This is a genomic window from Brevundimonas basaltis (genome assembly GCF_014202075.1).
Taxonomy (GTDB): Bacteria; Pseudomonadota; Alphaproteobacteria; order Caulobacterales; family Caulobacteraceae; genus Brevundimonas; species Brevundimonas basaltis.
On sequence record NZ_JACHFZ010000003.1, the window covers coordinates 208,425 to 222,199 of the forward strand.

Here is a 13,775-nt window from a genome sequence, read left to right on the forward strand (position 1 = left end):
AGAATCCGTATAGAACCCGCCGACGCGTCGGGGTAAAGCGGCGCGCCTCCCTTTTTCCGCCTCCCGACGAAAGGTCCCCGCCGTGACCGACGCCAGAACCGTATCCGAAAAGCCCTCGACCAAGCAGATGGCGGACGCCATCCGCGTGCTCGCCATGGACGGCGTGGAGAAGGCGAAGAGCGGCCACCCCGGCATGCCGATGGGCATGGCCGACGTGGCGACGGTGCTGTTCTCGCGCTTCATGAAGTTCGACGCCAGCCGCCCCGACTGGGCCGACCGCGACCGCTTCATCCTGTCGGCCGGCCATGGGTCGATGCTGATCTACGCCCTGCTGCACCTGACCGGCTACAGGGCGGCGACGAAGGACGAGCTGTCCAACTTCCGCCAGTGGGGATCGAAGACTGCGGGCCACCCCGAGTTCGGCCATATGCCGGGCGTGGAGACGACCACCGGTCCGCTCGGACAGGGTCTGGCCAACAGCGTCGGTTTCGCCATGGCCGAGCGGCATCTGGCGGCGAAATACGGCGACGACCTGGTCGACCACCGCACCTGGGTCATCGCCGGCGACGGCTGCCTGATGGAAGGCGTTTCGCAGGAGGCGATCACGCTCGCGGGCCGCTACCGGCTGAACAAGCTGACCGTGCTGTGGGACGACAACGAGATCACCATCGACGGCCAGGTGTCGCTGTCCGACGCCACCGACCAGAAGGGCCGCTTCAAGTCGGCCGGCTGGGCGGTCAAGTCGATCGACGGCCACAACGAGGCGCAGATCCGCGCCGCCCTGAAGTGGGCCACGCGACAGGACAAGCCGACGCTGATCGCCTGCCGGACCAAGATCGGGCGCGGCGCGGCGACCATGGAAGGCAGCCACAAGACGCACGGCGCCGCGCTGGGCGCGGCCGAGGTGGCGGCGACGCGGCTGGGTCTGGCCTGGACGCACGAGCCGTTCGAACTGCCGGAAAACATCGAGAAGGCGTGGAAGAAGGTCGGACGCCGGGGCGCGAAGGAACGCAAGGCGTGGGAGGCGCGGCTGGCGGCCTCGTCGCAGGCGGCGGACTTCACCCGGGCGATGAAGGGCGACCTGCCGGAGGGGGCCTTCTCGGCGCTGGACGCGAAGATCGCCGAGCTGGTCGAGACAAAGCCGGCCCAGGCCACGCGCCAGTCGTCGGGCGCCGCGCTGGACGAACTGTTCGCCGCCGTGCCGGAGCTGATCGGCGGCTCGGCCGACCTGACCGGGTCCAACAACACCTTCGTCAAGGGGACGCCGATTCTCGACGCGCCGACCTATGAGGGGCGCTACGTCAACTGGGGCATCCGTGAGTTCGGCATGGCCGCGGCGATGAACGGTATGGCGCTGCACGGCGGGGTCATACCCTACGGCGGCACCTTCATGGTGTTCTCGGACTACAGCCGGCCGGCGATCCGGCTCGGCGCCCTGATGGGCGTGCGGGCGATCCATGTGCTGACCCACGACTCGATCGGTCTGGGCGAGGACGGGCCGACGCACCAGCCGGTCGAGCACCTGGCGGCGCTGCGGGCCATCCCGAACCTGCTGGTGTTCCGCCCGGCCGACACCGTCGAGGCGATGGAATGCTGGAGACTGGCGCTGGAGCACAAGACCACGCCGTCGGCCCTGGCCCTGTCACGGCAGAAGACGGCGGCGGTGCGGACCGTGGCGGCGACGGAGAACCTGTCGGCCAAGGGCGCCTATGAGCTGCGCGCGGCCAATGGCGAGGCGAAGGTTACCCTGTTCGCCACCGGCACCGAGGTTCCGTTGGCGCTGGCCGCCGCCGATGCGCTGGAGGCCGGGGGCACGCCGACGCGGGTGGTGTCGGTTCCGTGCTTCGAGCTCTTCTTCCAGCAGCCGAAGGCCTATCAGGACGACGTCATCGGCCGCGGCACCGTCCGCGTCGCCGTCGAGGCCGCCATCCAGCAGGGCTGGGAGCGGTTCATCGGCGAGGACGGCGGCTTTGTCGGCATGACCGGCTTCGGCGCCTCGGCCCCGGCGGAGGTGCTGTACGAGAAGTTCGGCATCACCACCGAGGCGGTGGTCGCGGCAGTGAAGGCGCGGCTCTGACCATGCGCATCGGCACTCCCCTGTCCGACACCGCCGTCCGCGTCATGCTGCTCGGCGCGGGCGAGCTGGGCAAGGAGGTGGCGATCGAATTGCAGCGGCTGGGCGTGGAGGTGATCGCGGTCGATCGCTATCCGAACGCCCCCGCCATGCAGGTGGCGCATCGCAGCCATGTGATCCCGATGACCGATCCGCAGGTGCTGAACGGGGTCATCATGGCCGAGGCGCCGCATATCATCGTGCCGGAGATCGAGGCCATCGCCACCGAGGTGCTGGTTGCCATCGAGGCGGCGGGCCTGGCCACGGTCATTCCGACGGCGCGGGCGACGCAGCTGACCATGAACCGCGAGGGCATCCGACGGCTGGCGGCGGAGGAACTTGGCCTGCCGACTTCGCCCTACGCCTTCGTCGAAAGCGCGGCGGAGCTGGCGGAGGCGGCGCATCGGATCGGCCTGCCGGTGTTCGTCAAGCCGGTGATGTCGTCCTCGGGCAAGGGCCAGTCGATGATCGAGGCGATCGAGGACGCTGACGAAGCCTGGGCTTATGCGCAGTCGGGCGGACGGGTCGAGACGGCGCGGGTCATCGTCGAGGGGCGGATCGACTTCGACTTCGAGATCACCCTGCTGACCGTGCGGTCGATGCGGGTCCCGGATCAGGTCCGGGGTGACGACGACGCCGTGCGCACGGACTTCTGCGCGCCGATCGGGCACCGTCAGGTGAAGGGCGACTATGTCGAGAGCTGGCAGCCGCAGGCGATGACGCCCAAGGCGCTGGCGGCGGCGCAGACCATCGCCGGCAAGGTCACGGACGCCTTGGGCGGCCTCGGCGTGTTCGGCGTAGAACTGTTCGTGAAGGGCGACGAGGTGTGGTTCTCCGAGGTGTCGCCGCGGCCGCACGACACCGGACTGGTCACCCTCGCCACCCAGACCATGAGCGAGTTCGCCCTGCACGCCCGCGCCATACTCGGTCTGCCGGTGGATGTGAGCCAACGGGACGTCGGAGCCAGCGCGGTGATCTACGGCGGCATTGAAGCGACGGGGATCGCCTTCGAGGGCGTGGCCGAGGCGCTGGCTGTGCCGACCGCGGACCTGCGCCTGTTCGGCAAGCCGGAGAGCTATGAACGCCGCCGGATGGGCGTGGCCACGGCGCGGGGCGCCACGGTCGACGAGGCCCGGGAACGAGCCCGCGACGCCGCTTCCAGGGTCAGGCCGACGGCGGCCTAGAGAGCCGGCGCGGCCCCGGCCCGGGCCTGTCGGGCGCCCGCGAGGGCGGCGATGGCGAGATCCAGCGCCGGATCCTGCCCGGCTGCCTCGCCCTCTGGAGCGGGCGGCGTCAGGTCCGGTGTGACGCCGCGCTTCTCGAGCCGGACGCCGGCGGCGGTGACGAAGTTGGAGCGGCTGAGGCGGAGCCGGCCGCCGTCGGGCAGGTGGGTGTCCTGCGAAATCAATACGGCGCCGGCGGTCTGCTCGCCGACGACGACGGCGCGGCGGGCCTCCTGCAGGGCGGCGGGGGTCAGTTCCGCAGCGCTGCGGCTGTTGCCGTCGACGAGGACGGCCACGTCGTTGGACGCCGGCGCATCGAGATCGCCGCAGCCGCCGGCCGTCTTGAGCACGATGGCGCGGCCCGAGCGGGTGGTCCGGGTGGCCCAGGCGAGGTCACGCGGCAGGAAACAGCTCAGCACCGCATCGGCCTCGAGCAACCGCCCGCCCGGATTGCCGCGCAGGTCGAGGACGATGTCCGTATCGGGTGGCAGGACCGCCAGCTGGCGACCGACCCAGTCGCCAAGCCCGGCGTCGAAGGCGTCGATGCGCAGCACCGCCACGCCGGGGCGGGACAGGTCGGCGGCGAAAGGCGGACGCGGCGCCATGATGCGCGGCGTGAGGGTCACCGCGCGATGGGCGCCGTCCGGATCGACGAAGGTCAACGTCATGACCTGACCGTCGACCACGTCGCGTTCGGGGAACCAGGCGCCCGGCGGGGTGGTGTCGAGCCGCCAGCCGACGGCGACGCCCGCCGCCTCCGCCGCGGACCCCTCGCGGACCCGTTCGACGAAATAGACGCCCGGCGCGGCGGGATCGGGACGGAGGGTCACGCCGATGACGGGGCGCGGACCGCGGGCCGAGTCGAGGCGTCGGGCGACCGCCGGGGCCGAGGCGCCGGCGTGGCCGTCGTCCAGCAGGGCCAGCATGTCGCCGAGGACGCGATACAGCGCCCGGTCGTCCGGAGCGGCGACGGCCAGGGGCCGGTAGGTGCGCCGGGCGGCGTTCCAGTCGACCCCGTGGAGGCCCGGATCGTAATACTGGCCGCGCACCTCGTTCCAGACGCGGTCGAAGACGCGCTGGTTCATCCGCACCCGCTCGCGGGACGGGGCGGCCGGGGCCGTTGCGTCAGAAGCGGCGGCGACCGCCGAGACCGGGCGGGCGGCGGGGTCGCCCGCCCACGCCGGCGCCGCGATCAGCGCAAGGCCGATCGCGGCTGATCCGGTCAGTCGGAGAAGGAAGCGGCGAAGCATCATCGGGTTCACGTTAGGCCGACGAACCCCGATCCCTCAAATCACGAAAACGCCGAAGCCGGTCAATCTTCCCCGCGCGTCTCGATGCGATGGGTGAAGACCCGGACATCGCCCTCGCTGCCGCGCTCGCCGGCCTCAATGTAGCCCGAGCGGTCGGCGTCCATGCGGGCGAACGCGTCGCGGAGCGGAGCGATAAATTCGGCCTCGCTGATCCGGCCGTCGCCGTCCTTGTCCATCTCGCCATGACCGCCGGGGCCTCCGTCGTGGTGAAATTCGAAGCGCAGCTCGTTCCCGGTCGCGTCATGACCGGGGCTGCGCATCATGTGCGGGCCGCCGGCGCCGCCGGGACCGCGAATGATGACTTCACGCTCGATGCGCGGGCCGGCCTCGCCCGAGCCCCGGGTGAAGACCATCGTACGCGCCTCTCCGTCGCCATCGCTGCGATGGACCCAATGGTGGGCACCCGGTCCCTCTCCGCCCGAGAGCTCCTCTTCCGAGAGGCGCCCGTCGCCGTTGGCGTCCAGGCGCGCGAAATGGTCGTTCATCGGGGCTGTGAACTCGGCGCGGGAAACCTGCCCGTCGCCGTCCTTGTCGAGCGAAGCGGGTCCGCCCGGCCCCATCATGATCACCCGCCCGTGGATCCCGGGCGGAGACGGCGGCGCCGGCGGAGTCTGGGTGAGCAGGGTAGACAGGGCGATGAGGGTCAGCATGTCTGAATCCTTCCAGTTCAGGTTTCCCTGTTACACCACGTCGACCTTGCGTGCGTGTTGCAGACCGCGGATCAAATGTTTCAACGCTGAAATGACGGCGCGACCCGCCGCCGTCAGAATGGCCCCATGCAAGCCGAAGCCGCCGCCCGTATCCTTGTCGTCGATGACGACCCCGGCATCCGTGAGGTCCTGACCGACTACCTGACCCAGCACGGCTACGCGGCCGAGGGCGCGGCGACGGCGGCGGAGATGGATCGCGCCATCGCGCGAAAGACGCCCGACCTGATCGTGCTGGACGTAATGATGCCCGGCGAGGACGGGCTGTCGGTCTGCCGGCGCATGGCCGGCAAGGGACCGCCCATCGTCATGCTGTCAGCCATGGGCGAGGACACCGACCGGATCATCGGCCTGGAGCTGGGCGCTGACGATTACCTGGCCAAGCCATGCAACCCCCGGGAACTGCTGGCGCGGGTGCGCGCCGTGCTGCGGCGTCCGCGAGAGGCGGCGGCGTCAGACGCCCCCTGCCTGGCCTTCGCCGGTTGGCGCCTGGACCTTCTGAGGCGCGAACTGACCCGGCCCGACGGCCGCCAGGTCGGCCTGTCGGCGGGAGAGTTCGCCTTGCTTCGGGCGTTCGCCGAGCGCCCCGGCCGGTTGATGACGCGCGACCAGCTGCTGGAACGGGCCCGGGGCGCGGACACTGACGTCTTCGACCGGGCCATGGACGTTCAGATCAGCCGACTGCGCAAGAAGCTGGACGACGGATCCGGCCTTGAGATGATCCAGACCCTGCGCGGCGAGGGCTATATGTTCGACGTCAAGGTCGAGCGGAACCGGGGCGTCCCGTGAGACGCCCCTCAGCCCTGCCGGTGATGATCCAGGTCGCGGCGCTGGCGGCCTTCGCCATCGTCCTGTCGCACGCAGTCGCCTTCGGCGTGCTCGCGTTGTCGCCGGAGCCGCAGCCCGCAGGCTTCAGCATCGAGGCGGCGGCGCGGGCGCTGAAGGGCGAAGCGGCCGAAACCGCCGACGGGCGGGCCCTGCGGCGCAGGTTGTCAGGGGAGCCCGTGGTCGCCGTGGCGCCCACACCCCTCGACCCGTTGACCCTGGCGATTCGATCGGGACTGGCGCGGAGCCTCGACGTTCCGCTCGAACGGGTTGCGGTGGCCATTGAGAGGCCGCAACGGCGCCGCGCACCCCTGGCGTGGAGGATGCGGACGCATTCCGCCGAGAAGAGCGGCGAGACGTCCAGCTTCGTGTTCACACGCCGCGGGCACGAGACCGGAGTTCCAGCTCCCCCCCCGCCCCTCGCCCCGCCCGCGCCGCCCGCGCCGCCCGCGCCGGAGGACGTGGTGCGATTTGAGTCTGAAATCCACGCGCGGCACGCCGGGCCGATCGTGATCGATTCCAAGACCCGGCGATTCACCGTGCTGACCGAACGACTGACTTTCGCTCCGTTTTCGGCCTCGCTGCGGCTGGACGACGGCCGATGGGCGACGGTCGAGCCCCCGCGCGGGCTATTGTCGCCCTGGCAGCGCCAGATGCTGCTGGCCCTGGTGCTGTCGATGCTGCTGCTGGCCCCGGTCGTGTGGTGGATGGCCCGGCGACTGACGCGTCCGATCCGGGTCTTCGCCGAGGCCGCCGAAAGGCTGGGAGCCAATCCGGAAGCGGCCCCGATGGCGGCCTCGGGCCCCAGCGAGGTGCGCACCGCCATTCACGCCTTCAACGACATGCAGGGCTCGCTGCGTCGGCATATGCGGCAGCGGACCCAGACGGTGGCGGCCATCGCCCACGACCTGCGCACGCCCCTGACCCGCCTGCGTTTCCGGGCCGAGCAGGCGCCCGACGCGGTCCGCGACCGGATGGCGGCGGACATCGAGGAAATGGACGCCCTGATCGCCCAGGCCATGGCCTTCGTGCGCGGGGAGACGGCGACGGAACAGCGCGAGCGTTTCGACCTCGGCCGGCTGGCGGCGGATTGCGCCTCCGGTTTCGCCGAGACGGGCGGGGCCGTGGCGTTCGACGGCGAGGCCTCCCTGCCCGTCCATGCCGATCCGACGGCGCTGCGACGGGCGCTGGGCAATCTGATCGCCAATGCGGTCCAGTACGGCGGCGGCGCGAGGGTGCGGGCCATCGCCGAAGCCGGCGCCGCCGTGGTCTTGGTCGAGGATGACGGACCGGGCCTCGACGAGAGCGAGCTGGAGGCGGTGTTCGAGCCCTTCCATCGCGGCGAGAGGTCGCGGAATCGCGAGACCGGCGGCGCCGGCCTGGGCCTGACCGTGGCCCGGCAGGCGGCGCGAGCGGCGGGCGGCGAGGTGACACTGATCAACCGGCCCGGCGGCGGACTGACCGCGCGCCTGAGCCTGCTTCTGGACTCGAGTTGGAAGGAGACATCCTGAATGCGTATCGTACTGATCGCGGCCGCCCTGCTGGCCGCCGGCCCGGTTTTCGCACTGCCGTCGCCCGCGCCCATGATGGGAGTGGCCCAGGCGGAACAACCGACGCCCCGCCAGACCGCCGGTGCCATCGCCGAGCGAATCCGGGCGCTGTATTTCGATCCAGCCGCCGCAGAGCGCATCGCGGCCGAGCTTGAGGCCGCCGCCGCCTCGGGGGCGTTCGACGGCCTGACCGACAGACGCGACCTGGCCGCCGAACTGCGCACGCGGCTGAGGCCGGCGGACGCTCATTTCAACGTCGTCTACGATCCGGACGCGCCGGTCGCCCCGGTGCGGCGTCGACCGCCGGAGGGGGCGGCTCCGCCGCAACGCCCGGTCGATCCGATGGAGGCGCGGACGCACTACGGCTTCCGCAGGGCCGAGATTCTGCCCGGCAATGTCGGCTACATCGACCTGCGCCAGTTCCACGATATCGACTTCGCCAATCCGGTCGACCCGGCCCGTACGGCGGCGGATGCGGCGTTGAAGTTTGTCAGCGGCGCGGACGCGGTGATCTTCGATTTGCGCCACAATGGCGGCGGAGCGCCGTCGATGGTCGGCTATCTGACCAGCGCCTTCACCCCGGCGAACGCGCCGATCTACAATATCTTCCACAGCCGCGAGGGCACCGAGAGCGAGGCGCCGGCGGTGTTCTATCCCGATCCGCGCCTTCAGACGCCGGTCTATGTGCTGACCAGTGGCCGGACCGGCTCGGCGGGAGAGGCCTTCCCCTACACCCTGCAGGGCGCCGGGCGGGCGACGATCGTCGGCGAGCCGACGGCCGGGGCGGCCAATCCGGGCGGCATGGTCCCCGTCGGCGGCGGCTTCTCGGTGTTCATCTCGATGGGATCGCCGCGCAATCCCGCCACCGGCACGAACTGGGAGGGCACCGGCGTGATTCCGGACGTGGCCACGCCGTGGGGCGAGGCGCTGGACCGGGCCCATGCATTGGCGCTGGAACAGATCGTCGCGGCCGACCCCGGGCGCACCGACGCCGTCTGGGCGCTGGAGGCGCTGCGAGCAGACGGGGCGGCGGCTGACCTCTCGGCCTACGCCGGCGTTTATGGCGAGCAGACCGTCGCGGTGACTGGCAGCCGACTCACGATCACCCGCGGCCGGAGGCCGCCGGTGGTGCTGGCGCCGCTGGGTCCGAACCTGTTCACCGTGGTCGGCGACCCCTCGCGCCGCTATCAATTCAGCCGCGACGCGGCGGGACGCGTGACCGCCTTTGACTCCATCGGGCTTGACGGACCCGGAGGCCGCGCCCGCCGCACCGGCTGACCAAAGCGTTACAGTTCATCACGGCTTGTTACAGGCGCGGGGTTGAAACCCTGCGCCGCCGGTTCCATTGAAGCGCCAACCACCCATCACGCTTCAGGAGCCCCGCCCATGACCGTCCGCGTCGCCATCAATGGTTTCGGCCGTATCGGCCGCCTCGTCCTGCGCTCGATCGTCGAGCACGGCCGTCGCGACATCGAGGTGGTGGCGATCAACGATCTGGGTCCTGTGGCCACCAACGCCCATCTGCTCAAGTACGACTCGGTCCACGGTCGCTTCCCCGGCACGGTCGAGAGCGGCGAGGACTGGATCGACGTCGGTCTGGGCAAGATCAAGGTCACCGCCGAGCGCGATCCGGCCAACCTGCCGCACAAGGATCTGAACGTCGACATCGCCTTCGAGTGCACCGGCATCTTCACAGCGAAGGACAAGGCCGAGGCCCATCTGAAGGCCGGCGCCAAGCGGGTGCTGATCTCGGCCCCCGGCGACAACGCCGACAAGACCATCGTCTACAAGGTCAACCACGAGACCCTGACCGCCGACGACATCGTCGTGTCGAACGGCAGCTGCACCACCAACGCCCTGGCCCCGGTGGCCAAGGTGCTGAACGACCTGTTCGGCATCGAGCGCGGCTACATGACCACCATTCACGCCTACACCGGCGACCAGCCGACGCTGGATACGATGCACAAGGATCTGTATCGCGGCCGCGCCGCCGGCCTGTCGATGATCCCGACCTCGACCGGCGCCGCCAAGGCCCTGGGGCTGGTGCTGCCGGAACTGAAGGGCAAGCTGGACGGCTCGTCGATCCGCGTCCCGACCCCGAACGTCTCGGTCGTGGATCTGAAGGTCGTGGCGGGCCGGGAGGTCACCGTCGAGGAGATCAACGCCGCCCTGCAGGCCGCCGCCGACGGACCGATGAAGGGCGTGTTGCACACCACGACCGATCCGGTGGTGTCGTCCGACCTGAACCACATCGCCGCCTCGTCCACCGCCGCCCTGCCCCAGACCCAGGTGGTCGACGGCAAGCTGGCCCGCGTGCTGAGCTGGTACGACAACGAGTGGGGCTTCGCGACGCGGATGGCGGATACGGCGCTGGTGATGAGCAAGTTCATCTGATGGAGGCGGAGAGACCTTCTCTCTCCGCTGCAGCTGCGACGCGAATTTCGCTCACCCTAGCGATCGCGACCGTCCTCCTCGCCATCGGTATCGATCACGCCTCCGTGTGGGATTGGATCGGCGGAGCCTGTGCGTTCACTGCGGTGACCGTCATCGGCAAGGGCTATTGGCGGCGCGAGGTGCGGCATCAGGTCGTCGCCGTTGGCGGAGCGAAGGTGGCCCTGATGCTGTTCATCGGAGTTCCGGTGTTCAATTTTTTCCTCTCGGCGCTGTTTCTCGGCGCCGGGACACTTATCGGCCTATCCTGGCGAGCAATGACATGACCTTCCGCACCCTCGACGACGCTCCTTCCCTCGCCGGCAAGACCGCGCTGGTCCGCGTGGACTTCAATGTGCCGATGGAAGGCGGGAAGGTGACGGAGGACACCCGGTTGCGGGCGGCCGTTCCGACCATCGAAAAGCTGCGCGACGCCGGGGCCAAGGTGGCGCTGCTGGCGCATTTCGACAGGCCCAAGGGGCAGCGGATCCCGTCGATGAGCCTGAAGCCCGTGGTCGACGATCTGGAACGCCTGCTGGGCGCGCCGGTGCGGTTCGCGGCCGACTGCGTCGGCGACGAGGCCAGGGCGGTGATCGCCGACGTCGACGCGGGCGGGGTGGTGCTGCTGGAGAACGTCCGCTTCCACGCCGGCGAGGAGAAGAACGATCCGGCCTTCGCCAAACAGCTGGCCGAACTGGGCGACCTCTACGTCAACGACGCCTTCTCGGCGGCGCACCGGGCCCACGCCTCGACCGAGGGGTTGGCGCGGCTGTTGCCCGCCTACGCCGGGGAGTCGATGCGGCGTGAGCTGGAGGCGCTGGACGCGGCGCTTGGCAATCCGGTCAAGCCGGTGCTGGGCATCGTCGGGGGAGCCAAGGTCTCGACCAAGCTGGACCTGCTGAAGAACCTGGTCGGCAAGCTGGACCGGCTGGCCATCGGCGGGGGCATGGCCAACACCTTCCTGTTCGCCCAGGGCGTCGACATCGGCGGATCGCTGGCCGAGCGCGACATGGCCGACACCGCCCGCGAAATCCTCGCCGAGGCCGAGGCGAAGGGCTGCGAAATCCTGCTGCCGATCGATGTGGTGGTGGCGACCGAGGTCAAGCCGGGCGCGGAGACCCGCACCGTTTTGGCCCGCGAGGAGATCGGCGACGATGAGAAGATTCTCGACGCCGGCCCGCTGACCGTCGAGAAGCTGGTCAAGGCCATGGCCCTGTCGCGCACCCTGATCTGGAACGGCCCGCTGGGCGTGTTCGAGGTGCCGCCCTTCGACGCGGCGACGGTCAAGGCGGCGCAGGCGGCGGGCCAGCTGGCAAAGACGGGCGCCATCGTCGCGGTCGCCGGCGGCGGCGACACCGTCGCGGCCCTGCACCATGCGGGCGTGGCCGAGGACATGACCTTCGTGTCCACTGCCGGCGGCGCTTTCCTGGAGTGGATGGAGGGCAAGCCTCTTCCCGGCGTCGAGGCCCTTACGGTCTGATCAGGGAGCCTGCGCCGCTGGCCGACCTGCGTATGTTCGGCCGATGCACGATCGCAGGCCGGGACATCGCAGCGAGTTGAATTGCGGCACACGCTCTGCATGACGCCTTGGCCCATCCCCGCCCAATCGACACGGACGGGCGTCGCACACGCCGAAACAAGGCAGCCGAGAATTCCAATCAGCACGAACCGCATGGCAAACCTCCAGACCGGCGCAGCATGGCGCCATCTGCGCGACGTCGCCACGATGGGTCGTGCACCCACACAACCCTGTAACAATGCGTGACTCCCGGCTCCGGCAGAGCTAGATCACCCGCGAACACAACGCATCAGGAGGAATCGATGGATCTGGCGGCGCTCAACGCGGTGGCTGAGGCGATGGTCACGCCCGGCAAGGGCATTCTGGCGGCCGACGAGTCCACCGGGACGATCAAGAAGCGCTTCGACGCCATCGGCGTCGAGAACACCGAGGAGAACCGCCGCGACTATCGCGAGTGCCTGTTCCGCTCGGAGCAGACCATGCGCGAGCATATCTCGGGCGTGATCCTGTTCGAGGAAACCCTGTACCAGGACGCCAAGGACGGCACGCCGCTGGTCGACATCATCAAGGCTGCCGGTTCGATCCCCGGCATCAAGGTCGACAAGGGCGCGACCAAGATGGCCGGATTCCCGGGCGAGACCGCGACCAAGGGTCTGGACGGCCTCTCGAAGCGTCTGCGAGCCCACTACGAGCGCGGCGCCCGCTTCGCCAAATGGCGCGGCGTCATCGACATCGCCGACGGCATCCCGACCTGGGGCGCGATCAAGACCAACGCCCACGCCTTGGCCCGCTACGCCCGCATCTGCCAGCAGGAGCAGATCGTGCCGATCGTCGAGCCGGAAGTGCTGATGGACGGCAGCCACGACATCGCGCGCTGTGACGAGGTCACGCGTCAGGTGCTGCAGACCGTGTTCGCCGAGTTGTACGAACAGCGCGTCGCGCTGGAAGGCATCATCCTCAAGCCGAACATGGTCATCTCCGGCAAGGGCAGCGTCCGTCAGGCTACGGTGCAGGAAGTGGCCGAGCGCACCATCGCGGCGCTGAAGGCCACCGTTCCGTCGTCGGTCCCGGGCATCGCCTATCTGTCGGGCGGTCAGACTGACGAGCAGGCCACGGCCCACCTCGACGCCATGAACCGCATCGGCGGCTTCCCGTGGAAGATGACCTTCTCGTACGGCCGCGCGCTTCAGGCCGCGCCGCAGCGGGCCTGGGGCGGCAAGGCCGAGAACGCTGTCGCCTGCCAGTCGGCCTTCCACCACCGCGCGCGCATGAACGGCCTCGCCTCGCTGGGCCAGTGGGAGAAGAAGCTGGAGAAGAAGGCGGCCTGATCGGCCGCCTCAGGTTCACCAGCTGCCGTACTGATCCCGGAAGCGCCAGCGGACGTCGCGGACGTCCCGCTCGGCGTCATCGATCTCGTCCTGGGCCCGGCGCCAATCGCGCTCGGTGTCAGCCCGTTCGCGGCGTATCTCCGCGATACGTTTGCGGACTTCCTCGCGCTGGGCTTCGGTCAGGCCGTCGGCGCGGGCTTCGGCCTGTTTGGCGATGATCTTCTCGTCCAGCTCTTCCAGCCGGGCGCCCAGACTGTCGACGCGGCTCCGGGCGCTGGCCAGCGCCTGCTCGACATGATGCACGATCTCACCGTCGCGGTAGCCATACATGAAGTCCGCTTCCAGCCCGGATGGGCAGACGCCGGCGTAGCTGGAGCCAGTACGTCCGACCTCGAAGCCGCTGCCCGGCGTGCAGTAACGTAGGAGACCCCGGCGGCGGCCCGACGCGTAGGCTGCCGCGTCGGGCGAGACGCCATGCTCGGCGCAAGCCTTGGCGTGATCGTCGAGCCGACTCATGGTCAGGCCTTGTTGGCCGTCGGCATAGCCCTGACCGGACCAGTCACCCGCCAGACACTGCTCGGCGCTCATGGTGGCGCAGCTGCCGAGCGCGAGGGCGGCGCCGCCGGCGGCCGCGATCATCAATAGTCTCATTGGCTTGCCTCCCCAGACACCTACGTTCACCATGACTGAAATCCGGATGACAGCCAAGCTTGGGCCCTTGCCGGGGGGCGGACTGCGCGTGCTAGATCGACCACCGCCGGATCCGGCGG

12 protein-coding genes are annotated in these 13,775 nt (G+C 69.8%); 9 read left to right on the forward strand and 3 right to left on the reverse strand.

What is annotated here, in order from left to right:
- Positions 1-82 precede the first annotated feature (82 nt).
- Both tkt and purT read left to right on the forward strand, forming a co-directional pair.
- Entirely contained in the window at positions 83-2,077 is a 1,995-nt protein-coding gene (tkt, locus tag HNQ67_RS08510) for a transketolase (protein ID WP_183254391.1), read from the forward strand.
- Between the two features lie 2 nt (positions 2,078-2,079).
- A complete protein-coding gene (purT, locus tag HNQ67_RS08515) occupies positions 2,080-3,297 on the forward strand; it encodes a formate-dependent phosphoribosylglycinamide formyltransferase (protein WP_183254393.1) in 1,218 nt (405 codons plus the stop codon).
- Here the strand turns inward: purT and HNQ67_RS08520 are convergent.
- Both HNQ67_RS08520 and HNQ67_RS08525 read right to left on the reverse strand, forming a co-directional pair.
- Positions 3,294-4,589 carry a S41 family peptidase gene (locus HNQ67_RS08520; RefSeq protein ID WP_246347513.1) on the reverse strand — a complete coding sequence of 432 codons (1,296 nt, stop codon included), beginning with the start codon at positions 4,587-4,589 and terminating at the stop codon, positions 3,294-3,296. The two genes, purT and HNQ67_RS08520, sit on opposite strands and share 4 nt — an antisense overlap.
- Before the next feature lie 59 nt (positions 4,590-4,648).
- Complete coding sequence (locus tag HNQ67_RS08525; RefSeq protein WP_183254395.1) at positions 4,649-5,296, reverse strand: EF-hand domain-containing protein; 648 nt, start codon at positions 5,294-5,296, stop codon at positions 4,649-4,651.
- Between the two features lie 126 nt (positions 5,297-5,422).
- On the opposite strand from HNQ67_RS08525, the gene HNQ67_RS08530 reads away from it, so the two are divergent.
- The 7 genes from HNQ67_RS08530 (at position 5,423) to HNQ67_RS08560 (ending at position 13,005) form a co-directional block, all read left to right on the forward strand.
- Positions 5,423-6,142 carry a response regulator gene (locus tag HNQ67_RS08530; protein WP_183254397.1) on the forward strand — a complete coding sequence of 240 codons (720 nt, stop codon included), beginning with the start codon at positions 5,423-5,425 and terminating at the stop codon, positions 6,140-6,142.
- A complete protein-coding gene (locus HNQ67_RS13820) occupies positions 6,139-7,689 on the forward strand; it encodes an ATP-binding protein (protein WP_183254398.1) in 1,551 nt (516 codons plus the stop codon). The genes HNQ67_RS08530 and HNQ67_RS13820 overlap by 4 nt, the downstream gene beginning before the upstream one ends.
- The gene (locus tag HNQ67_RS08540) at positions 7,690-9,006 is read left to right on the forward strand and encodes a S41 family peptidase (protein ID WP_183254401.1); all 1,317 of its coding nucleotides are present in this window, start codon (positions 7,690-7,692) and stop codon (positions 9,004-9,006) included.
- A 108-nt stretch (positions 9,007-9,114) separates the two neighbouring features.
- Positions 9,115-10,122, forward strand: a complete 1,008-nt coding sequence (gene gap / locus HNQ67_RS08545) for a type I glyceraldehyde-3-phosphate dehydrogenase (RefSeq protein WP_183254402.1) — start codon at positions 9,115-9,117, stop codon at positions 10,120-10,122.
- Positions 10,122-10,445 (forward strand): hypothetical protein, encoded by a 324-nt coding sequence (locus tag HNQ67_RS08550; protein WP_183254404.1) that lies wholly within the window; start codon positions 10,122-10,124, stop codon positions 10,443-10,445. Before gap ends, HNQ67_RS08550 begins: the two co-directional genes overlap by 1 nt.
- Entirely contained in the window at positions 10,442-11,638 is a 1,197-nt protein-coding gene (locus HNQ67_RS08555; protein ID WP_183254406.1) for a phosphoglycerate kinase, read from the forward strand. Before HNQ67_RS08550 ends, HNQ67_RS08555 begins: the two co-directional genes overlap by 4 nt.
- Before the next feature lie 341 nt (positions 11,639-11,979).
- Positions 11,980-13,005 (forward strand): class I fructose-bisphosphate aldolase, encoded by a 1,026-nt coding sequence (locus HNQ67_RS08560; RefSeq protein WP_183254408.1) that lies wholly within the window; start codon positions 11,980-11,982, stop codon positions 13,003-13,005.
- Positions 13,006-13,020: 15 nt separating this feature from the next.
- On the opposite strand, the gene HNQ67_RS08565 is transcribed toward HNQ67_RS08560, so the two are convergent.
- Positions 13,021-13,644, reverse strand: coding sequence for a DUF2799 domain-containing protein (locus tag HNQ67_RS08565; protein WP_183254410.1), 624 nt, complete (start codon positions 13,642-13,644; stop codon positions 13,021-13,023).
- Between the last annotated feature and the right edge of the window lie 131 nt (positions 13,645-13,775).

What these genes read in the sequence shown, in the direction of transcription:
- purT (WP_183254393.1), top strand. Translation starts at nt 2,080, where the DNA reads ATGCGCATCGGCACTCCCCTGTCCGACACCGCCGTCCGCGTCATGCTG.
- HNQ67_RS08520 (WP_246347513.1), bottom strand. Translation starts at nt 4,589, where the DNA reads ATGATGCTTCGCCGCTTCCTTCTCCGACTGACCGGATCAGCCGCGATC.
- HNQ67_RS08525 (WP_183254395.1), bottom strand. Translation starts at nt 5,296, where the DNA reads ATGCTGACCCTCATCGCCCTGTCTACCCTGCTCACCCAGACTCCGCCG.
- HNQ67_RS08530 (WP_183254397.1), top strand. Translation starts at nt 5,423, where the DNA reads ATGCAAGCCGAAGCCGCCGCCCGTATCCTTGTCGTCGATGACGACCCC.
- HNQ67_RS08540 (WP_183254401.1), top strand. Translation starts at nt 7,690, where the DNA reads ATGCGTATCGTACTGATCGCGGCCGCCCTGCTGGCCGCCGGCCCGGTT.
- gap (WP_183254402.1), top strand. Translation starts at nt 9,115, where the DNA reads ATGACCGTCCGCGTCGCCATCAATGGTTTCGGCCGTATCGGCCGCCTC.
- HNQ67_RS08550 (WP_183254404.1), top strand. Translation starts at nt 10,122, where the DNA reads ATGGAGGCGGAGAGACCTTCTCTCTCCGCTGCAGCTGCGACGCGAATT.
- HNQ67_RS08555 (WP_183254406.1), top strand. Translation starts at nt 10,442, where the DNA reads ATGACCTTCCGCACCCTCGACGACGCTCCTTCCCTCGCCGGCAAGACC.
- HNQ67_RS08560 (WP_183254408.1), top strand. Translation starts at nt 11,980, where the DNA reads ATGGATCTGGCGGCGCTCAACGCGGTGGCTGAGGCGATGGTCACGCCC.
- HNQ67_RS08565 (WP_183254410.1), bottom strand. Translation starts at nt 13,644, where the DNA reads ATGATCGCGGCCGCCGGCGGCGCCGCCCTCGCGCTCGGCAGCTGCGCC.